The sequence below is a fragment of the Chitinophaga sp. YIM B06452 genome (assembly GCF_039655965.1).
GTDB lineage: Bacteria > Bacteroidota > Bacteroidia > Chitinophagales > Chitinophagaceae > Chitinophaga.
Window position 1 is genome coordinate 2,091,720 of the sequence record NZ_JAWLKY010000001.1, and the last position, 25,831, is coordinate 2,117,550.

The 25,831-nt window shown below is 52.1% G+C and carries 20 protein-coding genes; 9 read left to right on the forward strand and 11 right to left on the reverse strand.

Annotated features, from left to right (window positions below; genetic code table 11):
* Nucleotides 1-34: 34 nt before the first annotated feature.
* Nucleotides 35-1,090: a UDP-3-O-(3-hydroxymyristoyl)glucosamine N-acyltransferase gene (lpxD, locus tag R3I13_RS08465; protein ID WP_346317491.1), complete on the reverse strand. Its 1,056-nt coding sequence runs from the start codon at nt 1,088-1,090 to the stop codon at nt 35-37.
* Nucleotides 1,091-1,182: 92 nt separating this feature from the next.
* Nucleotides 1,183-2,409, reverse strand: a complete 1,227-nt coding sequence (locus tag R3I13_RS08470; RefSeq protein ID WP_346317492.1) for an HD domain-containing protein — start codon at nt 2,407-2,409, stop codon at nt 1,183-1,185.
* A gap of 249 nt (nt 2,410-2,658) precedes the next feature.
* Here R3I13_RS08470 and R3I13_RS08475 point away from each other — a divergent pair, with 249 nt between their 5' ends.
* From R3I13_RS08475 to R3I13_RS08500, 6 genes are all read left to right on the forward strand, one after another.
* Nucleotides 2,659-4,212, forward strand: a complete 1,554-nt coding sequence (locus R3I13_RS08475; RefSeq protein ID WP_346317493.1) for a response regulator — start codon at nt 2,659-2,661, stop codon at nt 4,210-4,212.
* A 17-nt stretch (nt 4,213-4,229) separates the two neighbouring features.
* Complete coding sequence (locus R3I13_RS08480) at nt 4,230-4,547, forward strand: hypothetical protein (RefSeq protein WP_346317494.1); 318 nt, start codon at nt 4,230-4,232, stop codon at nt 4,545-4,547.
* Between the two features lie 6 nt (nt 4,548-4,553).
* Nucleotides 4,554-5,315 carry an MBL fold metallo-hydrolase gene (locus R3I13_RS08485; RefSeq protein WP_346317495.1) on the forward strand — a complete coding sequence of 254 codons (762 nt, stop codon included), beginning with the start codon at nt 4,554-4,556 and terminating at the stop codon, nt 5,313-5,315.
* 245 nt (nt 5,316-5,560) lie between these two features.
* Nucleotides 5,561-6,193 carry a helix-hairpin-helix domain-containing protein gene (locus R3I13_RS08490; RefSeq protein WP_346317496.1) on the forward strand — a complete coding sequence of 211 codons (633 nt, stop codon included), beginning with the start codon at nt 5,561-5,563 and terminating at the stop codon, nt 6,191-6,193.
* 15 nt (nt 6,194-6,208) lie between these two features.
* Nucleotides 6,209-7,351 (forward strand): acyl-CoA dehydrogenase family protein, encoded by a 1,143-nt coding sequence (locus tag R3I13_RS08495; RefSeq protein WP_346317497.1) that lies wholly within the window; start codon nt 6,209-6,211, stop codon nt 7,349-7,351.
* A gap of 271 nt (nt 7,352-7,622) precedes the next feature.
* Complete coding sequence (locus R3I13_RS08500) at nt 7,623-9,251, forward strand: NADP-dependent glyceraldehyde-3-phosphate dehydrogenase (protein WP_346317498.1); 1,629 nt, start codon at nt 7,623-7,625, stop codon at nt 9,249-9,251.
* 232 nt (nt 9,252-9,483) lie between these two features.
* On the opposite strand, the gene R3I13_RS08505 is transcribed toward R3I13_RS08500, so the two are convergent.
* On the reverse strand, nt 9,484-9,984 hold the full coding sequence (locus tag R3I13_RS08505; RefSeq protein ID WP_346317499.1) for an AraC family transcriptional regulator: 501 nt from the start codon (nt 9,982-9,984) through the stop codon (nt 9,484-9,486).
* A gap of 97 nt (nt 9,985-10,081) precedes the next feature.
* Here R3I13_RS08505 and R3I13_RS08510 point away from each other — a divergent pair, with 97 nt between their 5' ends.
* Both R3I13_RS08510 and R3I13_RS08515 read left to right on the forward strand, forming a co-directional pair.
* A complete protein-coding gene (locus tag R3I13_RS08510; protein WP_346317500.1) occupies nt 10,082-10,957 on the forward strand; it encodes a c-type cytochrome in 876 nt (291 codons plus the stop codon).
* Between the two features lie 27 nt (nt 10,958-10,984).
* Nucleotides 10,985-11,560 (forward strand): cupin domain-containing protein, encoded by a 576-nt coding sequence (locus tag R3I13_RS08515; protein WP_346317501.1) that lies wholly within the window; start codon nt 10,985-10,987, stop codon nt 11,558-11,560.
* Nucleotides 11,561-11,676: 116 nt separating this feature from the next.
* On the opposite strand, the gene R3I13_RS08520 is transcribed toward R3I13_RS08515, so the two are convergent.
* The 8 genes from R3I13_RS08520 to R3I13_RS08555 all read right to left on the reverse strand — a co-directional run bounded on the left by R3I13_RS08520 (nt 11,677) and on the right by R3I13_RS08555 (nt 24,582).
* Nucleotides 11,677-11,874, reverse strand: coding sequence for a hypothetical protein (locus R3I13_RS08520; RefSeq protein WP_346317502.1), 198 nt, complete (start codon nt 11,872-11,874; stop codon nt 11,677-11,679).
* Nucleotides 11,875-11,884: 10 nt separating this feature from the next.
* The gene (clpX, locus tag R3I13_RS08525; RefSeq protein WP_346317503.1) at nt 11,885-13,126 is read right to left on the reverse strand and encodes an ATP-dependent Clp protease ATP-binding subunit ClpX; all 1,242 of its coding nucleotides are present in this window, start codon (nt 13,124-13,126) and stop codon (nt 11,885-11,887) included.
* Between the two features lie 176 nt (nt 13,127-13,302).
* Nucleotides 13,303-14,022 carry an ATP-dependent Clp endopeptidase proteolytic subunit ClpP gene (clpP, locus tag R3I13_RS08530; RefSeq protein WP_346317504.1) on the reverse strand — a complete coding sequence of 240 codons (720 nt, stop codon included), beginning with the start codon at nt 14,020-14,022 and terminating at the stop codon, nt 13,303-13,305.
* Complete coding sequence (locus R3I13_RS08535; protein WP_346317505.1) at nt 14,012-15,382, reverse strand: trigger factor; 1,371 nt, start codon at nt 15,380-15,382, stop codon at nt 14,012-14,014. Before R3I13_RS08535 ends, clpP begins: the two co-directional genes overlap by 11 nt.
* Nucleotides 15,383-15,712: 330 nt before the next feature.
* Nucleotides 15,713-17,695 (reverse strand): tetratricopeptide repeat-containing sensor histidine kinase, encoded by a 1,983-nt coding sequence (locus R3I13_RS08540; RefSeq protein WP_346317506.1) that lies wholly within the window; start codon nt 17,693-17,695, stop codon nt 15,713-15,715.
* Nucleotides 17,696-18,001: 306 nt separating this feature from the next.
* Complete coding sequence (locus R3I13_RS08545; protein ID WP_346317507.1) at nt 18,002-19,462, reverse strand: glycosyl hydrolase family 28 protein; 1,461 nt, start codon at nt 19,460-19,462, stop codon at nt 18,002-18,004.
* A gap of 26 nt (nt 19,463-19,488) precedes the next feature.
* Entirely contained in the window at nt 19,489-21,252 is a 1,764-nt protein-coding gene (locus tag R3I13_RS08550; protein WP_346317508.1) for a RagB/SusD family nutrient uptake outer membrane protein, read from the reverse strand.
* A 42-nt stretch (nt 21,253-21,294) separates the two neighbouring features.
* On the reverse strand, nt 21,295-24,582 hold the full coding sequence (locus R3I13_RS08555; RefSeq protein WP_346317509.1) for a TonB-dependent receptor: 3,288 nt from the start codon (nt 24,580-24,582) through the stop codon (nt 21,295-21,297).
* Between the two features lie 366 nt (nt 24,583-24,948).
* Between R3I13_RS08555 and R3I13_RS08560 the strand changes: the two genes are divergently transcribed.
* Nucleotides 24,949-25,776 carry a TIM barrel protein gene (locus R3I13_RS08560; RefSeq protein ID WP_346317510.1) on the forward strand — a complete coding sequence of 276 codons (828 nt, stop codon included), beginning with the start codon at nt 24,949-24,951 and terminating at the stop codon, nt 25,774-25,776.
* Nucleotides 25,777-25,831: the final 55 nt, after the last annotated feature.

The following is a 25,831-nucleotide window of genomic DNA, read 5'->3' on the forward strand; positions in this document are numbered from 1 at the left end:
ATCCAACGTGAAATAATCCCGCGGGAGAGCGTCCTCACACACCGGCTTTTTCCGCCAGCAGCTGCTTCACCATGTCTTCCAGCTCTTTCACCCGCTTTTCAAGGTCCGGCAAATTTCTAAAAATTGCCTGACTTTTCAGTGAACTTTTATAATCATAGGCAGGGGAACCCGTTAAAGACGTGTTGGGAGCGGTTATTGATTTTGAAAGTCCGCTCTGGGCGTTGATCTTCGTGCCGTCCGCGATCTGGATGTGGCCAACAATGCCCACCTGGCCGCCTATCACGCAGTTCTTCCCGATCTTGGTGCTGCCGGAAACCCCGGTTTGCGCCGCAATCACGGTATTGGTGCCTATCTCCACGTTATGGGCTATCTGGATGAGGTTGTCCAGCTTCACGCCGGAGTGGATCACGGTGGAGCCCATGGTTGCGCGGTCTATGGTCGTGTTGGCCCCGATCTCCACATCGTCGTGAATGATCACATTGCCGACCTGGGGCACTTTTTTATAGGAGCCGTCTGCCTGCGGCGCAAACCCGAAACCATCCCCGCCGATCACGCAGCCGGCATGGAGGATCACACGGTTGCCTACCACGCAGTTGTCGTATACTTTCACGCCGGGGTACAGCACGGAGCCGTTGCCGATCTTCACATTATCGCCGAGGTATACGCCGGGGTAGATCTTTACATTGTCGCCCAGCACCACGTTCTCGCCCAGGTAGGCGAAAGCGCCGATGAACAGGTTCTTGCCCATTTTCACCGAAGTAGGCACATAAGAAGGCTGCTGGAAGCCCGTTTTGGCGCCCGCGCCCACCATTTGCTGGTATTTTTCAAGCAGGAGGGCAAAGGCGCTGTAAGCGTCCTTTACGCGGATCAGCGTAGGCTTGATGGCCCGCTCTATCTCCAGCGTATCGTTTACGATCAGGATAGAAGCCTGCGTGGTATAAATGAACTCCTCGTATTTCGGATTGGCGATGAAGCTCAGCATACCATCCCCTGCCTCCTCTATCTTGGCGATATTGTGCACCTTCACTTCCGGGTCTCCTTCCAGCTTCCCGTTCAGTATGGTAGCCAGCTGTAATGCGCTAAATTGCATAATTATAAGTTGAAATGTTACCTTCCAGGCCGTCTCCGGATAATATAAATGTATTCCCTAACATGTTGCGTCCGTATAAAACGTTGTTTAGCCTAGAATTTTGGATGACAAATGTAGAATTTTTTTATCGGTCTTGCCAATGTATGCGATATAAGGGCATTATCGATAGAAGAAATGTCTCTCACCGTGCCATCTTTAAACAAAATGTTGATCTCCTCGTCGTCTGCATCATAGGCTTTGAGGCTGGCGGTATCGGTAAATACGAGATACTCCGCCTCCTCTTCCGTTAACCCCCAGCGTTCACGAACTTTTTGCTTAAGATCCTCCACCAGCCCTGATTCGAACGGCTTGTCGCTGAGTTGGACCTTAAACAGCTCCCGGTTTACCAGCCAGCCGCAAATGAGGCTGAGCGCTTTGTCCGGGTGTTGGGCCCATACTTTGATGGCGCCCATGATATCATAGTCATCTAATAAACAAAATTGGCCCAGGCACCCTTCCTCCCGCTCAAATTCTTCCCGTCCGATGTGGTTATACAGGAAATACCGCAGGGCAGGGGAGGCAAACAGTTCTACGCCCCTCCCGGCCAGCATTTTGGCCCGGCGGAGCACTTTTACCAGCATACTTTCCGCGCTCAGCACGGTTTTATGAAGGTACACCTGCCAGTACATCAGCCGGCGCGCTACAATGAACTTTTCAATGGAATAGATCCCCTTTTCCTCCACCATCAGCTCCCCGTCATGAACAATGAGCATTTTGATGATGCGGTCGTAGCTGATCACCCCTTCGGCCACCCCGGTATAAAAACTGTCCCGGCTAAGGTAGTCCATCCGGTCTACATCCAACTGGCTGGAAACCAGCTGGTGCAGGAACTTTTTAGGGTACCGGTTGTTAAAGATCGCCAGGGTAAGGTCCAGCGCGCCGTTCATTTCCCGGTTCAGCGTCTGCATCAGCAGCTGGGAAATTTCCTCGTGCGACACGTCCTCCACCAGGGTATGTTCCAGGGCGTGGGAATAAGGCCCATGCCCGATGTCGTGCAATAATATAGCCATTTTCGCGGCCACTTCCTCTTCCTCCGTAATAACAACGCCTTTTCCCCTCAGTTCACTCAGGGCACAGCTCATCAGGTGGTACGCGCCCATGCTGTGATGAAAACGCGTATGCATGGCTCCCGGGTATACCAGGTGCGCCAGTGCCATCTGGTGAATGCGCCGGAGGCGCTGGTAATATGGATGCGATATGAGGCTGAAAATCAATGGATGATCGATGGTGATGAACCCGTACACCGGGTCATTTACGATCTTTCGTTTGCGGTCAGTCATCGGTTTTTTATGATCAATCGGTACAAATCTACACCATTGAAGGTAACTTTTCCGGCCACAAGGTATTACGCGGATGCCGATAATTTAACAAAATTTTTAATACAGTACCGCCCGCCAGGGGCAAAGCCGCCGTCCAAACCAGGGTGGCGGGTATGATTTTTGACCAGTTTCAAATAAATCGCAATAAATCATAAATATATTCGTAATTCGTAATTGACAACCCGATCCTGTCAATCGTAAAGGAACAACATGAATCAAATCAACATACTCTGGGTAGATGATGAAATAGAATCGCTCAAATCACAGATTATCTTCCTCGAAAGCAAAGGTTATAATGTTTCAGCCCTTACCAACGGCTACGACGCGCTGGAGTTCCTCAAGGACCATATCGTGGACGTGGTGCTGCTGGACGAGTCCATGCCCGGCATCACCGGCCTGGAAACCCTCGGCAAGATCAAGGAAATGGACCAGCAGATACCCGTGGTGATGATCACCAAGAACGAGGCGGAAAACGTGATGGATGAAGCCATCGGTTCGCAGATCACTGATTACCTCATTAAACCGGTGAACCCTAACCAGGTGCTGCTGAGCCTTAAAAAGATCATAGACAACAAGCGCCTGGTGGCCGAAAAGACCACCACGGCCTACCAGCAGCAGTTCCGCACGCTGTTCATGGCGCTGAACGATAACCCCAACCATGAAGAATGGGCGGAGATCTATAAAAAGCTCGTGTACTGGGAAATGGAAATGAGCAAGAGCGACGCCCCTGAAATGCTGGAAGTGCTGCATTCACAGAAAGCGGAAGCCAATACCGAGTTCGCTAAATTCATCAGCCGCCACTACAGCAGCTGGATGCAGCCCAAAGCGGCCGGCGCGCCGGTGATGAGCCATACCCTCTTCAGCCAGAAGGTAGTGCCCCTGCTGGATCCTACCATGCCGAATTTTTTTATACTGATCGATAACCTGCGGTACGACCAGTGGAAAACCATCCAGCCCATCTTCGGCGAATCGTTCCGCACGGTGGAGGAAGACACCTTTTACAGCATCCTTCCCACTTCCACCCAATACAGCCGCAATGCCATATTTGCCGGCATGCTGCCGGTAGACATAGAAGCGAAGTTCCCGCAGGAATGGAAGAACGACGACGAAGAAGGCGGGAAGAACCTTTACGAGGAATCTTTCTTCGCCGCGCAGCTGGCCCGCCTGAAAATGGACCCGCGCTTTTCCTACACCAAAGTGACCAATCACGCAGACGGGCAGCACCTGGTGAACAACATGCACAACCTGCTCAACTACCCGCTGAACGTGATCGTATACAATTTCGTGGATATGCTCAGCCATGCCCGTACAGAAATGGAAGTGCTCAAAGAGCTGGCCGGCGACGAGATCTCGTACCGTTCCATCACCGCCAGCTGGTTCGAACATTCGCCGCTGCACCAGGCACTGAAGCGGCTGGCCGATAAGAAGATCAATCTCATTGTGGCTACAGACCACGGCAGCGTGCGCGTAAAAACGCCGGTGAAAGTGATCGGCGACAAGCAGACCACCACCAACCTGCGGTACAAGCACGGGCGCAACCTGAACTACGACCCGAAGGAAGTGCTCGCCTTCCGCGACCCGCGCGATGCGGGGCTGCCCAAGCCGAATGTCAATTCTTCTTATATCTTTGCCCGCGAAGACGGGTATCTTTGCTATCCCAACAACTATAATTATTTCGTGAACTATTACCGCAATACCTTCCAGCACGGCGGCATTTCACTCGAAGAGATGATCGTGCCCGTGGCGAGGATGGTGAGCAAATAGCATAAAAAGGAGACAATATGAACCTGAAGAGTACCCCCAACAACCTGGCGAAGCTGGAAAAGATATTTGAAGAGGCGAAGTACATATTGCGGTATGAAAAAGGCACCTTCAATTCCGGGTATTGCGTACTGGAGCATAAAAAAGTGGTGGTGATCAACAAATTCCTGAACGTGGAAGGCCGCATCAACACGCTGATGGACATCCTGCCCTCCATCAACCTGGAAGAAGGCTTCCTGACGCCCGAAAGCCAGAAACTGTACCGCCAGGTGATAGACAGCAAAGATGCTGAAGCCGCCGGCGAAGAAACCTCCTCTTCCGAATCCGAAACAGAATAAGCAGCCGTGAAAGTTATTTTCCTTGGAACGGGAACCTCGCAGGGCGTGCCGGTAATAGCCTGCCCGTGCAGCGTATGCGCCTCGGCAGACGCGCGTGACAAGCGCCTGCGCAGCAGCATCCTCATCCAGTCTGAAGGGGGGAACATCGTGATAGACACTACGCCCGACTTCCGCTACCAGATGCTCCGCGCACAGGTGAAGCGCCTGGAAGCCGTTGTGATCACACATTCCCACAAAGATCATATCGCGGGCATGGACGATATCCGCGCGTTCAATTTTTTCCAGCAGCAACCCATCGATATTTACGCGTCCGATTATTCGCAGAACGTGATCATCCGCGAGTTCTCCTATGCATTTGCGGATTTTAAATACCCCGGCATCCCCGAGCTGAACCTGCGCACCATTCTCGACGATCCTTTTACGATCAACGGGCTGACGTTCATCCCCGTGAATGTGCTGCATCATAAAATGCCCGTGCTGGGCTTCCGCTTCGGCGATTTCACCTACATTACGGACGCCAATTACATTTCACCCGAAGAGAAAGAAAAGATCCGCGGCTCGAAAGTGCTTGTGCTGAATGCGCTGCGCCGCGAAAAACATATCTCCCATTTTACGCTGGAAGAAGCCATTGCGCTGGGCAAGGAGCTGGAAGTGCCGAAGGTGTACTTCACCCACATCAGCCACCAGCTTGGTTTGCATGCCGAAGTGGACCCTGCCCTGCCCGAAGGGATGCACCTGGCATACGATGGTTTGGAAGTGGAATTGTAAAGCGCGGCACTGAAAATTTTTTCCGTTCAAAAATTAATCAGACATTCGGCGAAGATCAATAACCATTGTTTGTGCCGAACTCATTTTTTGAATTCTCCCGCAAGGAGCGCCGGGGGATTGCCTGTTTGTTAAGCCTTACCCTGCTCCTTCAATGCCTGCCATCTGCGTGGGATCACTTTTTTCATCAGCCGCCTGCGGCGGATACTTCAGGATTACATATTGTTGCCGTTGAAATTGCGGCTTTGATGGAAGCTGAGCGGGAAGCCGCTTCGCAGCAATACCGTGCCCGCTGGCGGGATAGCGGGGCCCGTACGTATGCCCGGAGGTATGAAGATAGAAAACCCGGCTGGCGGAAATTTTACCGCGACAGCGGGAGATATTCCAATGAAAGGCAAGGCTGGCGAAGCTTCTACCGGGATAGCGGGAAGCATGCTTATTATAACAACTATAGGCCGTTCAATGAAAAACGTACATCCGTTACCGTGATAGACGTCAATGCCGCGGATTCTGCGCAGTGGGAACGTTTGCCCGGCATCGGGCCTGCTCTCGCAAAGAGGATTGTGGGTTTCCGGGAACGGCTCGGGGGCTTTTATGATACCCGGCAGGTAGGGGAAGTATATGGTTTGGCCGATTCCGTATTTAATAAAATTCAACCGTTCCTCCGGCTGGGTGATGTTTCTCTAAGAAAGATCAGCCTGAACGAGACAGATGATAAATCTTTGGCCCTACATCCATACATCAACACGAAACTGGCCCGTGTGATCGTACGCTATCGCAGTGCCCACGGGCCTTTCAGGGAGGTGGAAGCGCTCCGCGCCCTTGCTTTGGTAGATGATTCCATTTATCGTAAAATTGAAAAATACTTAAAGGTCAACTAAACCCAATTTCAGGTTATGAATTTTCAGCCAACGGACATGCAACAACAGATCGCCCAGGTGATCCGGGATTTCGGTAAGGCACATATCCAGCCCCATGTGCTGGAGTGGGATGAATCGCAGTTTTTTCCAACTGAACTTTTCAAAAAGATGGGCGAACTCGGTCTCATGGGTGTGCTGGTGCCTGAACAATATGGCGGCTCAGGATTAGGATACCTTGAGTATGTAACGGTTGTGAGCGAAATAGCCCGCTTCTGCGGCGCCATCGGCCTGAGCGTGGCGGCGCATAACTCGCTTTGCACGGGTCATATCCTGCAATTCGCCAGCGAAGAACAAAAGCAGAAATATCTTCCCAAACTTGCTACCGCGGAGTGGATCGGCGCCTGGGGCCTCACGGAGCCCAACACCGGCTCCGATGCCATGAATATGAAATGCGTAGCAAAAAAAGAAGGCGATGAATGGGTGCTCAACGGCACCAAATGCTGGATCACGCACGGTAAAAGCGGCGACGTGGCCGTTGTGATAGCCCGCACGGGCGAAGTGAGGGACAGCCGGGGCATGAGCGCCTTCATTGTAGAGCGCGGCACGCCCGGCTTCAGCGGCGGGAAAAAAGAGAACAAGCTCGGCATGCGCGCTTCCGAAACCGCGGAAATGATCTTCGACAATTGCCGCATACCTGCCGGGAACCTTATCGGTAAAGAAGGAGAGGGCTTTATTCAATCCATGAAAGTGCTGGACGGCGGGCGCATTTCTATCGCCGCACTTTCCCTGGGCATCGCAAAAGGCGCATACGACGCTGCCGTAAAATATTCCAAAGAACGCCACCAGTTCGACCAGCCGATCGCCAACTTCCAGGGCGTATCCTTTAAGCTGGCGGATATGGCAACGCAGATCGCGGCGGCCGAGCTGCTCACCATGCAGGCCGCTGATATGAAGAACAAACACCTGCCCATGACCAAACAGGCCGCCATGGCCAAATACTACGCTTCCGAGATCGCCGTGTCCGCCTCCAACGACGCCGTGCAGATCTTCGGCGGTTACGGCTACACGAAAGATTTCCCGGTGGAGAAATTCTACCGCGACGCCAAGCTTTGCACTATCGGCGAAGGCACATCAGAGATACAAAAGATCGTTATCGCGCGGGAAGCATTGAAACAATAAGCATACATACAAAGTGGTCAAACATAAAGAGAGGGTGTACCTGCGCAGGTACACCCTCTTTCATTTACCAAGTTTTTAAGCCCGCATGACAATTCCAACCCGCATTCATTGTATTTTTGCAATCGGTTGCATTTCAGGCAGAAGCTGCCATCCGGACAATATTAATTTATCATGTACCGATGCAAAATTATTATTGGACATTCGTACTTTGTGGCATTATAGCGTGAGCAACAATACATTATCCTGATTTTTTTATTAATTACCCTAAGTTATGACCACTTTTGAAGAACAATTAGACCATCTTTTCCTAACAGAAGACGCCATCCCGGCGGAATTTAAACTGCCGGCCGAGATCCACCAGCGCGAATACCTCTCAGACGGGGAAATGAAACCCTGGACCGGCGATGTGCACACCGTATTATCTCCCATCTGCATCAGAACTGCCAAAGGCCTCGAACGTAAAGTGATCGGCTCGTACCCGCTCTGCGGAGAAGAAGAAGCCATGGCCTCCCTCAACGCCGCTATCCACGCGTACCGCGACGGGCGTGGGGAATGGCCCACCATGTCTGTTGCCGAACGCATTGCCTGCGTGGAGAAATTCACCGGCAAAATGATCGCCAAAAAACAGGAAGTGGTGCAGCTCATTATGTGGGAGATCGGGAAGTCTTATGCAGACTCCGTAAAAGAATTCGACCGCACCGTGGAATACATCAACGCCACCATCGATGCGTTGAAAGACCTGGACCGCAAATCATCCGGCTTTGCCATAGAACAGGGCATCATCGGCCAGATCAGGCGCAGCCCGCTGGGTGTGGTGCTGTGCATGGGGCCGTTCAACTACCCGCTGAACGAAACCTTTACCACGCTCATTCCCGCGCTCATCATGGGCAACACGCTGCTGTTCAAACCTCCGAAACACGGCACCTTATTGCATTACCCGCTGCTGGAGGCTTTCCGCGAATGTTTCCCGAAAGGCGTGGTGAACACCATCTACGGCCGCGGCAACGTGATCATCGCCCCGCTCATGGAAAGTGGCAAGATCAACGTGCTCACGCTGATCGGTTCCAGCAAAGTGGCCAACCAGCTGAAAAAAATGCACCCGAAAGTGAACCGCCTCCGCGCCATCCTCGGGCTGGATGCAAAGAATGCGGCGATCATTACCGACAAGGCAGACATCGACCTGGCCGTGAAAGAATGCGTGCTCGGTTCGCTCTCGTTCAACGGCCAGCGCTGTACCGCCATCAAGATAATTTTTGTGCATAGCTCCGTGGCAGACGCTTTCCTTGAAAAAATGAGCGCCGCCGTGGGCAAGCTGAAATTCGGCATGCCCTGGGAAAAGGACGTGTTCCTTACACCCCTGCCAGAACCGCAGAAACCGGGCTATTTGCAGAGCTGCGTGGCCGATGCGGTGGCACATGGGGCAAAGGTGATCAACACGCATGGCGGGGCTGCAAATGCCTCTTTTGTGTATCCTGCCATCGTGTACCCGGTAAACGAACAAATGAAACTCTACCGCGAGGAGCAATTCGGCCCTGTGATCCCCGTGATCCCGTTCGACAGCATCGAAACGCCGATCAATTACCTGATCGAAGCGGACCACGGCCAGCAGGTGGCGCTGTTCTCCAACGACGCGGAAGAGCTGGCTTCGCTGATAGACCCGCTGGTAAACCAGGTGAGCCGCGTGAACATCAACTGCCAGTGCCAGCGCGGGCCGGATATTTTCCCCTTCACCGGCAGGAAAGATTCCGCCGAAGCAACGCTCTCTGTTTTTGATGCGTTGAGGGCATTCAGTATCCGTTCGCTGGTGGCCACCAAACAAACAGAAGAGAATAAAGCACTGATCAATAAGATCGTCAGCGATCAATCCTCGAACTTTCTTTCAACAAAGTATATTTTTTGATAAATTGTAAAAGTGCTGGCCTGGTAAGATTTAGCAGGCCAACACTTGCTTTTTTACATTTTTTTTGATATTTACACCTTAGTGTGATGGAAATATGTAAACAGAAAGTTAAATTTGGGTTAATTACTTTCCTTACCAATTTATCAACCTAAACACAAAACAAGAAAGATCGAGAAAATTTCTACTCCAAATGTGAAACCGCCTCAACCGAGGCGGTTTTCTATTGGGGTTGTCAAAATGCGATAAATGCTTTCAGTTTTGCCGGCGGATAGCCGAACATCTTCTTAAAAGCCGCGGAGAAATGATTGGGCGAGCTGTAGCCCAGGTGATCCGCCACCTCATTCACATTCATTCTTTTTTCCACCAGCATCTGCCGCGCGGATTTCATTTTCAGTTCCTGCACAAAACCAAATACGGTATTCCCGAAAAGTTGCTTGAAGCCTTTCTTCAGCTTGAACTCATTCAGCCCGAACCGCCTGCAAAGCAGGTCTAGGCTGAGTTCCGGGCAGAGGAATTCCGTGCGCAGGTGATCCTTCACTGCCTGCAGCCGTTCTGCGTCTGCGAGGGAAATACGTTGCACGCCGGTGGTAACCTGGAAGTGCATTAAAGCCTGCAGGGGATCCCACAGTTCGTTTTCCGCTGGTTGTTCTTTTGGGAGAAAAGTAGCATGGTCTCTAAAGAACGCGTGGTTCGCGATGGCATTCAGCGCCTCGCGTGTTGTTTTTGGGGTCATAACTCTAAATCCGTTTTACGTATATGTTTATCCGTTTCTCGTACTATCCGCGGGGGTTGCGCGGTATAATTTTGATGCAACAAAAATAATCACAAACATGTTGCGGAAAATACTGAAATGGACGGGCGGCATCATTGGTGTATTGGTGGCTGCTATACTTATTTTTTATTTCACCATGTATATCATCGTGAATAATAAACGGGATAAAACTTACCACGTAGATGTACGGATGATCGATATTCCCACGGATTCAGCCTCTGTGGCGGACGGAGCGCATATATACGCTACAAAAGGCTGTGGGGACTGCCATGGTGAAGATCTTTCCGGGAAAATCTTTATCGACGACGATGCGCTGGGCAGGGTCATTGCCGCCAATCTGACTTCCGGCAAAGGCGGCCGCCCCGCGGGTTATTCCAACCGCGACTGGCTGCTGGCTATGCGCCACGGGCTGCGCTCCGACGGCAAACCTTTGCTCATCATGCCTTCTTACGAATACTACAAAATGTCTGATCATGACCTGGGAAATCTTATTGCTTACGTCAAATCTGTTCCTCCGGTGGATCATGAGCTCCCGGAACATAAGCTGGGCCCGCTGGGCACTGTATTGTCGGGTCTGGATAAACTTCCGCTGATACCCGCTGAACAAATCGACCATCACCATAAATCCCGCGCTGCCGTGAAACGTGGCCCGACAGCAGAATATGGTGAGTATCTTTCCATGTCGTGCACCGGCTGCCACAAGCCCAACCTGAAAGGCGGCCCCAGCCCGGTGCCCGGCGGTACGCCCTCGCGCGACATTACGGCTTCGGGCAATATCGGCAAATGGTCGCTCGGCGAATTCAACAAAGTGCTGCGCACCGGCAAAACGCCCGACGGGCGCCAGCTGCAGAATGAAGACATGCCCTGGAGAATGACCGAGAAATATACGGATGAAGAAATACAGGCAATTTATCTCTATCTCAAAACGCTGTAACCTCCTGCAGTTTTAAAACGTTTAATCATGGCTTTACCGCGAACGATCTCGAATCCTTATATCGGCGACACGGTTACTTTCCTGGAAACAACCGAAGAAACCGGCGGCTCGCACGTAACGGTGCTGGTGGAACTGGCGCCGGGCGGCAAGAACGGGCTGCATTACCACACCACGTTCACCGAGCATTTTGAAGTGGTGGAAGGGGAGCTGGGCCTGCGCGCGGGAAAAGAATTTCTTTTCCTGAGTAGGGGTGGAACGGCATCTGTGCCGTCTCATATGCAGCATCTCTTTTTTAATCCCAGCACCAAACACCCAGTGGTGTTCAAGGTGACGGTGACGCCGGCGAGGCAGTTCGAAGCCTGCCTGCGCGTGGCTTACGGGCTGGCGATGGATGGGAAGATGACTAAAAAAGGAATGCCGAAAAAGTTCAGCCATCTTGCGGTGTTGCTGGAGCTGGGGGAAAGTTACCTGACCTTCCTGCCGCACAAACTCCAGGTATGGCTGTATACGTTCTTCGCCAAAAGGGCGAAAAAGAACGGGGCTTTGAAAGAACTGGAACCGTATTATAAACAACAAGAGACGCCCGAAGGCGTCTCTGCTTAAATATCAATCACATGCTTTTATTGATCATTTCTTCTGTAAAGAACCTGGGAGACCTGGCGCTGTGCTTCTTTTACGATGCTTTCCGCTCCATCTTCAAGGCTGCCTGAGCAGGGAGCTTAATCCAGGAAGTCGTCCGCAGCGTTCTGCTTTGAAGCAGCGCTGCCGGCCATTCCTTCGAACCATGCATCCACGTTGCCCGCAATTACCGGCGGCAATTTGCTCTTCACAAAATCCTTCACCGCTTCTATCGCTTTAACGGCCTGCTCGTCTGAGATACCGGCCTTGTCTTTGAGTTGTTGGATCAGTTCCTGCATGAGGTTTGTTTTAGGCTACTTTTAAGGTTACCAGTGTGCTCTTCTCCAGCTTCTCCGCGCAATATTCGCGTGTGAGCACGAATGATTTTTCATTCGCGGAAGGCAGGTTGAACATCGCATCGGCCAGCACCACTTCGCAGATGGAACGGAGGCCGCGGGCGCCCAGCTTGTATTCCAGCGCTTTATCCACGATATACTCCACTGCGTCGGGCGTAAAAGTAAGCTCGATGCCTTCCACTTTGAACAGCTTTTTGTACTGTTTCACGAGCGCGTTGCGCGGCTCGGTGAGGATGGCAGACAGGGCTTCCTTATCCAGCGTATTCAGGTAAGTAACGACCGGCAGACGGCCCAGCAGCTCGGGGATAAGACCGAACTGTTTCAGGTCCTGCGAATTCACGTAGCGGAGGATGTGCTTGCGCGCGTCTTCTTCTTTCTCCTTATTCACGGTGAAGCCGATGGAATGCGTTTGTATCCTGCGGGAAATGATGCGGTCCACCCCGTCGAATGCGCCGCCGCAGATGAAGAGGATGTTCTGCGTGTTCACTTTGATGAGCTTTTGCTCCGGGTGCTTGCGGCCGCCCTGCGGGGGAACGAGCACTTCGGTGCCCTCCAGCAGTTTGAGCAGGCCCTGCTGCACGCCTTCGCCGCTCACGTCGCGGGTGATGGAAGGATTGTCGCTCTTGCGCGCGATCTTGTCGATCTCATCGATGTATACGATGCCTCTTTCGGCTGCTTCCACGTCGTAGTTGCACACCTGGAGCAGGCGGGTGAGAATGCTTTCAACGTCTTCGCCCACGTAACCCGCTTCTGTGAACACGGTAGCGTCCACGATGGTGAATGGCACATTCAGCAGCTTGGCGATGGATTTGGCCAGCAGGGTTTTACCGGTACCGGTTTCGCCCACCATGATCAGGTTGCTTTTTTCGATCTCCACGTCATCTTCCGTAACCTGCTGGTTGAGGCGTTTGTAGTGGTTGTACACCGCTACTGCCAGTATTTTCTTCGCATCGTCCTGCCCGATCACGTATTCGTCCAGGAAATGCTTGATCTCCACCGGTTTGGCAACTTTAGGAACGAAATGGGAAGGAGTGGCCTTCCTGGCTTCACCGCCCGGGTTCAGTTCCTGTTCTATGATCTCCTGTGCGTTGGCCACGCAGTTCTCACAGATATGCCCTTCCGCGCCGGCGATCAGTATCCTTACCTCGTCTTTGTTACGGTTGCAGAAAGAACAGCGAATCTTGGATTCTTTCATCTAAATAATTTTAATATGAAGGCTGTGTCCCTTGAAGGGGCTACAAAATTAAGCATTTTTTCCGGGGGAGGGTGAAAAAGAAAGTCTCACCGTGGGAATGGAAGAAAAAAGGGAACCGCTGTTCCGGAAAGGGTTGAAAAAGAAAACGTCCCGCTTTCGGGCGGGACGTTTCAGTGTTACTGAGGATTGTTATTTTCCGCGGCTTTTTTCTTCGGGTTCTTTTCCAGAACGTCGTCGATAATGCCGTATTCTTTGGCTTCGTCTGCGGTCATCCAGTAGTCGCGGTCGCCGTCTTTTTCCACGCGTTTCACGGCCTGGCCGCTATGGGTGGCGATGATCTCGTTCAGCTCTTTTTTCAGCTTTACGAATTCGCGGGCGGTGATCTCGATATCGGAGGTCTGTCCTTCAGCGCCGCCATGGGGCTGGTGGATCATTACGCGGGCATGTTTCAGCGCGGTGCGTTTGCCTTTGGAACCGGCTACGAGCAGCACGGCGCCGAAGGAAGCGGCCATACCGGTGCAGATGGTAGCCACTTCAGGGCTGATGATCTGCATGGTATCATAGATGCCCAGGCCGGCGTATACGGAGCCTCCGGGGCTGTTGATATACATCTGGATATCCCGGTTGCGGTCGGCTGATTCCAGGAACAGCAGCTGGGCGGTGATCACGTTGGCCACGTAATCGTTGATGGGGTCGCCCAGGAAGATGATCCTGTCTGCCATCAGGCGGGAGAACACGTCCATCTGGGTAACGTTCAGCTGGCGTTCCTCGATGATATACGGCGTCAGGGAATTGATCTGGTGCTGATGGGCGCGGGCGTAACTATCTACAACCAGGCTGCTGATTCCTCTGTGCTGGATGGCATATTTCCTGAATTCGTTGTTATTAATGTTCATGATGGTGATGTTTATGAGGTAATTTAACGAAATCTTCTGCAGAAATTTCCTCTTCTTTTACGTTCACCTTTGTTTCGGCCCAGTCAAACAGCTTTTGGGTGATCATTTCGCGGTAGGTCTGGTCTACATACTTCTCGTCCTGCAGCAGGCGTTCCAGGTAGCTGTCCAGCCACTCTGCCTGTTCGCCGCCGAGGCCGTAGTATCCCATGATCTTGGCACGGGCGCTTTCTTTCAGTTCCTCGAAGGAAACTTCCAGGGAATTATCACGGATCAGTTTGTCGCTGATCAGGGTCCAGCGCAGCTGATGGTCGAAGCTCGGGTATTCTTTATCGGCTTCCTCGGCTGTTTTCGGTTTTTCACCGCCTTTTTGCAGCCAGCGTTTGAGGAAATCTTTGGGAAGCTCGATCGGTGTTTCGTGCACCAGGGTTTCGAACAGATCGTTGTGCATGTGGTTGGTCGCTTCCTGCTTCCAGTACTTGCCGATCTCTTCTCTCAGTTTTTCCCTGAATGCCTCTTCTGTTTTGATCTCCTGGCCGGGATACACTTCGTTGAAGAACTCTTCGTTCAGCTCTCTTTTTTCGATCAGGCCTACTTTGGTGATCGTGAGCTGGAAGTATTTTTTCAGGGAATCTTTGTCGTTGGCAAGGCCTAGGTCTTTCACGATGGCTTCAGCCTGGGTTTTGTCGAATGCTTTGGACAGCTGGATCACCAGGGTGTCGCCGGCTTTTTTGCCTTGCAGGTCTTTTTGCGCGGCTTCGGAGAAGGATTTTACCAGCAGGGAATTTTCTTTCTTTTCAGCGCCTTCGGCTACGTTGCCTTTTGCGTCTGTTTCGATGAATTCCAGGCTGAGCACGTTATTGTCCGAAGTGATGGTTTCGGGCTCGGACATTTTGCCGCCTTTCAGCTGCAGGCGTTCCAGCTCCTGGTTCACCACTTCATCCGTTACCTTGATGTTGTAGCGGGTGAGCGAGGTTTTGGCGAGCAGGCCGTCTACATCGAAAGAAGGCTTCAGGCCTACTTCGAACTCGAAATTATATTCGGAAGGTTGCGCGTAATCAAGTGATTTGGCTTCTGTATCCAGAGACAGGGGCTGGGCGAAGATCTCCAGCTTTTCCTGCTGAAGGTAACCCATCAGTTCCTTTTCTACGGTTTTCAGCACCTCGTCCTGGAAGAGGGCCTGGCCGCTCATTTTTTTGATCATGCCGGCAGGAACCTGGCCTTTCCGGAACCCCGGAATGCTCGCATTCTTGGAAAAATGCTTCACAGCTTTCTCGAAATTGGGAAGGTAATCTTCCTGGCTCACTTTCACAGTGATCTTATCATTTAATAAACCAATGTTCTCTCTGGTTACGGTTGCCATTTGTTTTTTGTTAATATTTAAAACACAGAATAAATAAGCTTATTGATGGCTGTGAAGCACTAGTCTGCGAAGATTGTGCCACGGGGCCGGAAGCAGGATTTCCTGCCGTTTTAGCAGAAAACAACCGGGAAAGGGCAGACAATTTATCATTCCTGGCGCCCCCAGAACCCGGTTCCTTCAGCTCCGCCGGTTGCTGTAAAGTGGTAACTGTCAGCTGTTTGCAGAAAAATGCCACCACCGGCGAAGCGCGAAGATAGTGCGTTTATACGAGATTTTGAGGGGATGGGCGACATATAAAAAGGGAATGGAATACGACCCGGGCGGGCTCTGTCACGAGGCGACCTTCATTTCGATGTAAAAAGTGGTACCCCCGCTTTCTTCTGTTTCAAACCATATTTTCCCGTTGTGCGCTTCGATGATCTGCTTGGAAATACTCAGGCCGAAACCAAAAGATGCTTCCCCGCGGGTGCCCTTCCTTTTCACTTCATGGGTCTGGCTGAATATTTTATCCTGCATGGAGAGGGGGATCCCGATGCCATGGTCTTTCACGGCAACCCTTACGGTGCCGTTCTGCCGCTTCACTTCCACTTCTATGTGCGTGCCGTCGGGACTGAACTTGATGGCGTTATTGATGAGGTTGCTGAATACCCGCCATATTTTTTCCCGGCAGGCGATCACCTGCACGGGTTCTGCCTTGAGCACGATGCTTTGCTGCTTTTCCATGGCTTTTGTTTGCAGCAGGTCCACGCAGTATTTCAGCGCAACATGTATCTCCATCAGTTCCATTTCCATGTCGCTGAGCGAAGTATCGAGCACCAGCAGGTCCGAGATGAGGTCGAGCGCACTGCCGCTGGATGTATGGATCAGTTCTACCATTTCCCTGTCCTGCGCTTTTCTTCCGGGATCCATCAGCATCAGGTCAGACAGGGTGCTGATGGCGCCTACGGGATTGCGGAGGTCGTGCGCTACTATTTTCATCATGCGGTAATGGTTTTGCTGGCTCTGTTCCAATGCTGCGAGGCTTCTCCGGATATTGTCGTGCTGGGCGGTCACTTCCTGGTTCAATTGTTCCAGCGCCGCTACATGCCGGCGGGACTTCCGCCAGTTGTGCCATACCATTCCCGCGATCAATATGGCGGCGAAGAACAAAACGACTAGAATGGCGAGGTAAGCTGTTTGCAGCTCATTGTTCTTTTGCAGCAGTTCCAGCTTATGTTCCCCGGCCATTCGTTCAAATTCTTTGTTGATGTCTGCCACGGCGGGTTTCACGGCAGCGGCCTCCAGGGAATCATGCAGTTTTATGTAGGCTCTCAGTGCGGTATACCCCGGTTCCTGCTGGCCGGTCTTTTCATAATATTGCCATTGCAGGCGGTGCCAGCGTTGCCGGACCCCCGGATCGCCCACCAGGTCCAGGGTTGAACCCATTTCCTGCAAAACGGATCTTGCACTGTCAAGCCGGTTGCCGGCCAGGTAGAGGGAAATAAGTTTAGCCATTGTCAGTTGTGCGTCCCTCTTTTCGTCCTCTCCGTGAATGTTGATATCAATGCTTTGCCGGAGCAGGGATTCCGCGCCCAGCGTGTCTCCCAGGCGAAGCAAAACGCCGCCTTTGTTGCCATATATAACGGCTTTCCCTGCCTGGATGTCGTCTACATTATCCCGGACGTTGAGGAACTTGGCGCCGGACTTTTCGATGAACCTGAGCGCGCTGTCGTAGTAGAAGATTGCCCGCTGGTTATCGCCGCCCTTTTCATAGCTTAAAGCCGTATTGTCCAGCTGGGCGTGCTGATAGGAGAAGATAGGGAATGTGGAGGTGTCGCAGCGGGAGAGCCGTTGAAAGGCTTCCGCGAAATAAGGCGCCGCTTCCAGGTATTTCTCCTGGTGGTAGTAGACCAGCGCCAGCCTGTTGGCATATTCGTGGTAGAGGCAGGTATCGGTTGTCTGCAGCAGCATTTCGCGGCCGCGGAAAAAATAGATATAGGCTTCGTTGTATTTTTTCTGGTCGCGGAATATATCTCCCCGCGCAAAGAGTGCCTGTGCATAGTACTGGGGATAGCGTTGCTGCATGGATTTGTCGTTGAATATTTGCAGCATGCTGTCTGCATACAGCGAGGCTTCCTGCAGCTTGCCCATGCGCATGCAGCGCTCGTGCCGGTAGAAATATTTCCGGTGCAGATCGATTGTTCCTGTTGTGGGAGATACTGCATAGGCTTGTTCCAGGTAAGCGAGGCCGGCGGCAGAGCTGGATTGTTCGATTTGGTAGGTTCTTGCGAAAACCGAATCGAAGTATGCGGGATGTTCGTGCGTTTTTTGCACGGTAGGTGTACAGGCGTTTAAGAGTATCAGTATCGACAGAAGAATTAGCCTGTTTGCCGGAAAGCGGGACTTAAACAAGGAGCATTCATTCATATTTTTCCAGGATATGGGCTATTGCATAGACTAATATAAGCATTTCTTTTTACCCGGTAAGGTTATGATTTACAGGGTATTTTTCACCCTTTTTTCGTTAATCCGGAATCGGTTCATGCCAGATTTATATCAGGCCTGTTAACAAATGGCATTGGCCGTAAACAGAAAAAGACCCACATTGTGGGCCTTTCCTGAACTGTTTGACAAATCTGTTTATCGCTGTATATACGCCCTCACATTCAACCGCTGCACAGCCTCCGCATCCGCCCTGTCTGTCCGCAGATCCGAGATATGCAGCTGCTCCACATCATCCGCGATCACCGGCACGCGGGGATCGGCTGACTGCGAACGGAGCGTGATGCCATACAAACCAATGTCCTTCACATGCCGGATGAAAAGGCCGGAACTGGGCAGGTTGCGCCACCGGTCCGGTGCGGGGTATTCTTTTTCCAGCTCGGGAACTTTTAGCGGGTCGCCGGTGTATTCCCCCTGCTTAAGCCCGCCCCTGTTCACAATGCGGATATTGCTCAGCGTTATATTTTCTATCGGGGAGCCGGGAATGCCGGTGATGGAAGAGGAATAATTGCCAGCGTCATAAACATTGATGTCCGATAAAGAGACATTGCGCATGTGCCCACGCGGCGGCTCCGGCGCCGTGTCGGTATGTTTGCGGGCCCTGTTGCCAAGGCGCACATAGATCGGGCATTCCGTGCCTTGTATCACGATATTGCTCACGGTTACGCCGTCCATGACCCCGCCGTCAACGATTTCCAGCGCTATGCCCACCTGCCCGATGCGGGGCGTTCTGAATATCGGCTCGGTTGGACATGCAGAGGGTTTTACGATGCAATTGCTGATCACGATGTTCTTAAAACCGCCGGTAGATTCTGTACCGCATTTGATAGCAGCGCAAAAACTGCTCACGATACAATTGGTGACGGTCACATCTTCGCAGGGGGCTGCACCGGTGCTTTTCAGCGTAATGCCGTCGTCGTCCGTGTCCATGATGCTGTTGGAGATCACGACCTGCCTGCATCCGTCTATATCGATCGCATCGTTGTTGCGGTTGCTGTGGTTGTAAACGCGGATGTTGTCGATGCTGAGGTTCTCACAATCGAGATAATGCTGGTTCCAGATGCCGGAACTCTGCATGGTAACATCGCGAACGGAGATCTTTTGGCAGGAGATGAACAGGATATTCCTTGGTCTTCCGTCCCGGTCTTCATGCACGGCCCCTTTCGGATGAGGGCGCGGCACTTGCCTGGCGCCCTGGCCGTCTATCGTCCCAAACCCGCTGATACCGATGTTGCTGGCGCCTTCTGCATAGATCAGCGCATACCAGCCGCCGGGGTCTTTCTGGGAGCGGTAGGCGGGCTGCTGCTGGCGGGGAAAATCGCGGTGATCGGTGCTGGCATACAAAACAGCGCCCCGTTCCAGGAACAGTTCCACGTTGTTCTTTAAAGTAATCGTGCCGCTTTTATAATGGCCATTCGGGATAATGACCCTTCCGCCCCCGGATCTGAAACAAGCGTCCACCGCCCTGTTGATGGCCATGGTGCTCAGTTTGGAAGTGTCCCTGCCTGCGCCGAAATCGAGGATATTCACATCTTTCCCTTTCACATCTAAAAAAGACAATGCAATAACCGGCAGTAATAATGCGCTTTTAAATTTCATTCATCTGCATTTTAATCCGTTCGAATCTAATATCCATAACCCTGGCGAAGACTGGGGTTGCTACTGAGCGTCTGCGGGCCGTAAGGCAAAATTTCCCTTTGGTTGGGCACAAAGCTCCCGGCCCAGTCATTGGCAAAAGTGTTTAAGTACGCTGTCGCCCATTTCACGCTGGTATAACCCGCCGGCTGTGAAGAAGGCGCGGGCTGGTAATACCCCGAATAATACACAAGGCCTGTGGTTGAATTATTGAGGTAATACATCACAGCTGGCACATTCTCGTAAGGCGCCTGCCGCAGCCTGAGCTTCTCCAGGTTGCCGCGGGTCTCGGCAAATGTGCTGCTGATCAGGTTCCAGCGGATGAGGTCCCATTTCCTCAAGCCCTCGCCGCCGAATTCAAACATCCTTTCATCGGTAATGGCTTTGAAAAAACCGTCAAAGCTGGAAGGGATCGTGCCTATTTTAGTTTCATCACCATTAAACCCTCTTAAACGCACCTGCTTAAAGGCATCAGTGGCAGCCGCGGTAGGGCCGTTGTTCAGCTGGTTCTCCGCTTCTGCAAACATCAGCAGCACATCAGAATAACGGATCATCGGCCAGCTGATGCCGGTGTAAGCAAAGTTGCTGTTAAAGGCAGTGGCGGGATTGGAATGCCAGTCCCTCCTGAACTTCGCCATCAGGAAAGGCCCGTAAACCGAAGCGCTGCCGATATAGTGGCCGGACCCGTTGATGGCATAGCTGGCAATGGTCACATCCCTTCTTACGTCCATGCTGTCGAACTTATAAAAGTAGGTGGGAAGCGCCCAATTGGAGCCCATGCCGTTTCCATTCGTACGGATGCCGTCAATAAAGCCCACGCGGCCGTCAGAAACGCCGTTACCGCCAGAGAGTCCTACCTGGAATAATATTTCCCCGTTGGGCTCGATCTTATGCGCGTCCAGGTTATCCTTGAACACAGCCATGAAGCTGGGGTTCAGCTTATGTTTGCCGGAATTGATGATGTCATTGCATTCATCTCGGGCGATCTGGTAATATTTCCGGAAGTCCGCAGGCCGTTCCATCTGCTTCGAAGCAGCCCGCAGCGAATACCCGCCCCTGAACAGGGCGATCCTTGCCCGCAGGGCCTTTGCGGCACCTTTGGTGATCCGCTCATCTGTTGCAACACCTGCATCTCCCCGCCAGGGCAGGAGCGTGGCGGCCAGCGCCAGGTCGTCCAGGATATGATCGTAGATGGAATCCCTGTTCGATGCCGGCAGGTTAAGATCAGGCTGGTCTATGGAAGGGATATAAGGCGCCGGTACATCGCCCCAGAATTTGATGATGTCGAAAAAGAACTGAGCCCGCAAAGCCAGCGCCTCGCCATGCAGTCTTCGCAGGCTTGCTTTATCGTTGTCGGACCCGTTGTTGTACAGGTGCATCTTCGGGATGTTCTTGATGCATTGATTGGCCCGGTCGATGCCAGCGTAATAGATATTCCATTCCGCATCCAGCTCCGTATTGGTGGCAAGGGCATTATACCTGCAAAGGGCTTTGGGCCCGTTGTCGCCGCCGATGCTCACGGTATTGCTGGCGTTGCAGTACGATTCGTCGCAGTCATTGGAGAAATAATACTGGATCCTTCCGCCGTAGCCCCTGTCGCCGGCGAGTGAAGCGTAGGTGCCCAATACGGCGCCGTAAGCGTCGTTCACGCTGCCGAAAACATAAGCTTCATCAAAAGCGGAATTCGGCGTCAGCGTTAAAAATTTCTTGCAGGAATTTAATGAGACGGCCAGGAGAAAGCATCCGGCAAGCATAACAAGTCTCTTTGAACGGATAATATTCATATGCTGAATGATCTAAAATTTGACATTAATACCGGCGATGAAAGTTCTGCTGCGTGGATAAGGAGAAGAATCAACGCCCGGCGTTACATAATTGGAATTCTTGGTGCTTACCTCGGGATCGGGGCCGGTATATTTTGTGATGATACCTGCATTGTTCACCGTGCAATAGACCCGCAGGCTGCTGATCTTATTCCTTGACAGCGTTTCCACCGGCAGGCTGTAACCCAGTGTGATGTTGCTGAAGCGCAGGAAAGATCCGTCTTCCACTGCCCAGGAATCCAGCAGGAGGTAGTTGCCTCCTTTGATAGGCTGCCAGAGCTTCGCGTCCTTGTTGATCGCAGCCAGCACTTCCGGGGGAGCGCCTGCAGGCAGGGTTTTGCCATTTACGGAAACGGCCCATTGCATGGCATTGCCATTAGCGTCGATGGTGCGCCAGCGGTCGTTCATGATGGCCGTAAGGTTGGAAAAGCTGCCTGCATAGGCATTGCTGAACTCCGCTTTATCGCCGTTCAGTATTTTATTCCCATACACGAAGTTGACGAATACGCTCAGGTCAAATCTTTTGTAGGTGAGCTGGTTGTTGAGCCCGCCGGTGAATTTAGGCTGCGCGGTACCGAGGATCGTCCGGTCGTCGGCATTTACGATGCCATCGCCCGTCCGGTCCTTTAATTTCTTGGTTCCCGGTGCAGGAATGCCTACGGAAGGGGTATTATCTGCCACTCCTTTTTTCAGTACATACGCGCCGTTGGCGGGATTGTAATCAAAATCATCCAGGGTATACATGCCGTCTGACTCATATCCCCAGATAGCGCCCACCGGCTGCCCTACCTTCACGAGGTATTCGTTGCCTGGCCCCCAGCCTGAGCTGGCGAAATACTGATCGGCTACGTTAGACAGTTTAATGATCTCGTTGCGGTTAGTGGCGATGTTGAAATTGATATTCCATTTAAAGTCCTTTGCTGAAATGGCCGTTGTGCTCAGTTGCAGTTCCAGCCCGCGGTTCCTCACGCTGCCCACATTCTGCAATTGCGTGCTGAAGCCGGAGTTGGCAGCAATGGGCACATTGATCAGCAGGTCGCGCGTGTCGTTCAGGTAGGCGTCGAGGCTTACCTGGAGGGCGTTGTTGAAAAGGCTTACATCCAATCCTGCGTTGCGCGACAGCGTGGTTTCCCATTTCAGGTCCGGGTTGGCCAGGTTGGCGATGGCATAGCCCGGGAGAAGAGTGTTGTTCAGGCTGTAAGGCGTGCTGTTTGACCGGTACAGGGAAGTGTATAGGAAATCGCTGATGCGGTTGTTGCCTGCCAAACCATAGCTGAGGCGGAGCTTGAGGTCGGACGCAAAGTTGTTCGGCTTAAAGAACTCTTCGTTGGAGATGCGCCAGGCAACGGATGCAGATGGAAAGTAGCCCCATTGGCGGCCCGGGGCGAACTTGGAAGAGCCGTCTGCCCGCAGGTTGAACGTAGCCAGGTATTTATTCCTGTAGGTGTAGCCGATCCTGGTAAAGAAAGAAATGATCCTGCTTTTTGCATCCGTGGAAGCAGGGTACAGCGGCATGGAGGTTCCCAGGCTTAGCTGCGAAAATGCTTTTTCAGGCGTGATGCCTACCGGGAAATATCTTACCTGGTCCGTTTGGGAATTGGAAGAAACCTGGTATATCTCCTGGCCCAGCAGTGCATTGATGGAATGATCCCTGTGAAAACCGGATTTCAACGAGCTGTTGTTAAAAGTAAGCACTGCATTCTCATTCACAGAGGTCATGTTGCTGTTGGTGATGCTGATGATGGGTTTTCCTGCGCTGTTGGTGATCGCGTTCCAGGTGATGTAGTCGTCGAACGCATCCATCTTACCCGCGGTTTTGTTGATACCGCCGGTAATGCGCAGCGACAGGTATTTGGTGAACGCATATTGCAGGTAGGAGCTGATGGTGGTATTGACGGAACGGTTTTTCCGGTAGGAAGCATTCGCGAATTCAATGGGATTGATGAGGTAATAACCCGTTGCATTGGTCTGCGCAAAATATGCGGCGTCGTTGGAACTGTTGGGGTCCTCTGAATTAACAAGGAAAGGCCGGTATTTAACGGAATTGCGCAGGCGGTTGTTGGTCACATTGCCGGATGCGCTTGTTCCGGGGCCGTTAATGACCTGGTCGTTGTAAACAAAATTCAACCCTACTTTGAGTTTATCTGAAACGGTATGATCCAGCCGCGCATTTAAGAGGTTCCTTAAATAGCTGGAATTGATCATCACGCTTTTTTCGTTGTTGTTGGTATAGCTGATATTGAAAGTGGTGGCTTTATCGCCGCCGGTGATGCTCACATTATGGGTTTGGGTAGGCGCGCTCCTGCCGAACGTAAGCTGCTGCCAGTCTATATTTTCCGCGTTCCTGATGGAATCCAGCCCTGCCCAGGTATTACCGTATTGCGAAGTAAAGGCAGAGCTGTCTGCCAGCGTGTTCCTTGTTTTTTCCCAGTTGTATTCGATGAATTCCCTTGGGTTCATCACATCGAATTTTTTTGCCAGCTTGTTGACGCCATAGAAATAATTATACGCTACGACGGTTTTCATGGGTTTGCCGCCTTTGGTGGTGATGATAACTACGCCATTGGCGCCCCTTGCGCCGTAAATGGAAGTGGCGGCGGCATCTTTCAGCACGTCTACAGATTCGATGTCCTGCGGCGCTATTTTTGAAAGGGCGTCTTCCACCTGGATGCCATCCACCACATACAGCGGGGTGTTATCCTGCGTGATAGAGCCGCCGCCCCTTACCTTGATCGTAACGGCTGCGCCAGGGCCTCCTTCCGTTGTCGAGATATTAACGCCGGCCAGCCTGCCCTGCAAGGCCTGCATGGCGGAACTGAGCGGGATATCTTTTATCTGGCCGGCATTGACTGACGATACGGCGCCCGTGAGATCCCGCCGCCGCTGGGTGGCATAGCCAACCACCACCACATCATTCAATGCCGTCGTTTTATCCGCCAGCGACACATTCAGCACCTGGCCGGCAGATACCGGCACTTCTTTCGTAGTGACGTTGACCGCCGAAAACACCAGGATAGCCTGCACCCCCCGGATGCGGATACGAAAATCACCGCGGGCATCTGCCTGTGAAAAATTCTGCGTACCTTTTTCAGTGATGGTGATCCCGGCCATAGGCTCGCCTTTTTCGTTGGTGATATGCCCCGTGACCGTATTGGCGGCCGGCGGGGCACTGGTTGGTTGCTGAGCCGATGCAGCGGTAAAGAGATACAATCCTGCGGAAACAAGCGCAAACCGGCAGGACATGCGTAGCGATTTTAGCATAACGGAAATCTATTTTAGAATGATAACGAGATATTGCATGGAAAAAAATGAAGCATTCCTTTACTGTCTAATGCCTGATCCTTTAAATATTAAATACGTGGAAAGCCTGACCCGAACTAATGTATAAGAGAGTATGTATATTTTTCAAAACGTGCGCATCCTGTATTCAACCATTGCTGTAAAAATAGCGACTCCTTTTAAGGAGGTAAACGACATCTTTTATCTTAAAATGGCTGTTTTTTACGCTAAAGCGACTTTTCGAAAGTATAACACCCGGTAAGTGCTTACCTTACCACAGCAGGGCAACGCCGGCGGATTTGCCGCCTGTCCGCGTCCGGCAGCTTTTTTTATAAACCAGATGATAACATGAATAACAAATTTGAACTCAAGATCCTGGCCACCAGCTGGGGTTTCACCGGTACAACCGGAGAATTTTGCGATAAGGCGAAAAAGGAAGGATACGACGGGATCGAAGTACTGTGGCCTTCCGGGAAAAAAGAGCAGGATGACCTGTTTGCCGCGCTGGAAAAATATGAGCTGGAGGTAGGCGTGCTGTGCGCCGGTTTCGACAGGCAATACCAGAAGCACCTGGAAGAATTCATCGCTATGACGGAAGAAGCTACCGCGCAAACTACCCGGCCGCCGCTTTATATCAACTGCCATTCAGGGAGGGATTATTTCAGCTATGATCAGAACAAAGCTTTCATCGATCATACCACCCGTTTATCAAAGGAAACCGGCATCATGATCTGTCATGAAACGCACCGGGCAAGGATATTGTATTCCGCCCCGGCCGCCAGGCATTACATCGATACTATCCCTGAGCTGCGCATTACTTTCGACGTATCGCACTGGTGCAATGTGAGCGAAAGCCTGCTCGAAGATCAGCAGGAGACCATTGATCTTGCGTTGAGCCGCGTGGATCATATCCATGCGCGCATCGGCCACCCGGAAGGGCCGCAGGTAAACGATCCCAGGGCCCCCGAATGGGAACCAGCCGTGAATGCGCATTTGAGCTGGTGGGACCAGGTGGTGGAAGCAAAAAGGAAAGCAGGCGAACGCCTTACCATATTAACTGAATTCGGCCCGCCCGATTATATGCCTACGCTTCCCCATACCCGCGATCCTTTATCGGATCAGTGGGCCATCAATGTGCACATGCTGCATTTGCTGCGGGAAAGGTATCTTCGGTAGCGGGAAACCCGTCATTGTTGCAAAGCCCGTCATTGCGTAATGACGGGCTTTGCAA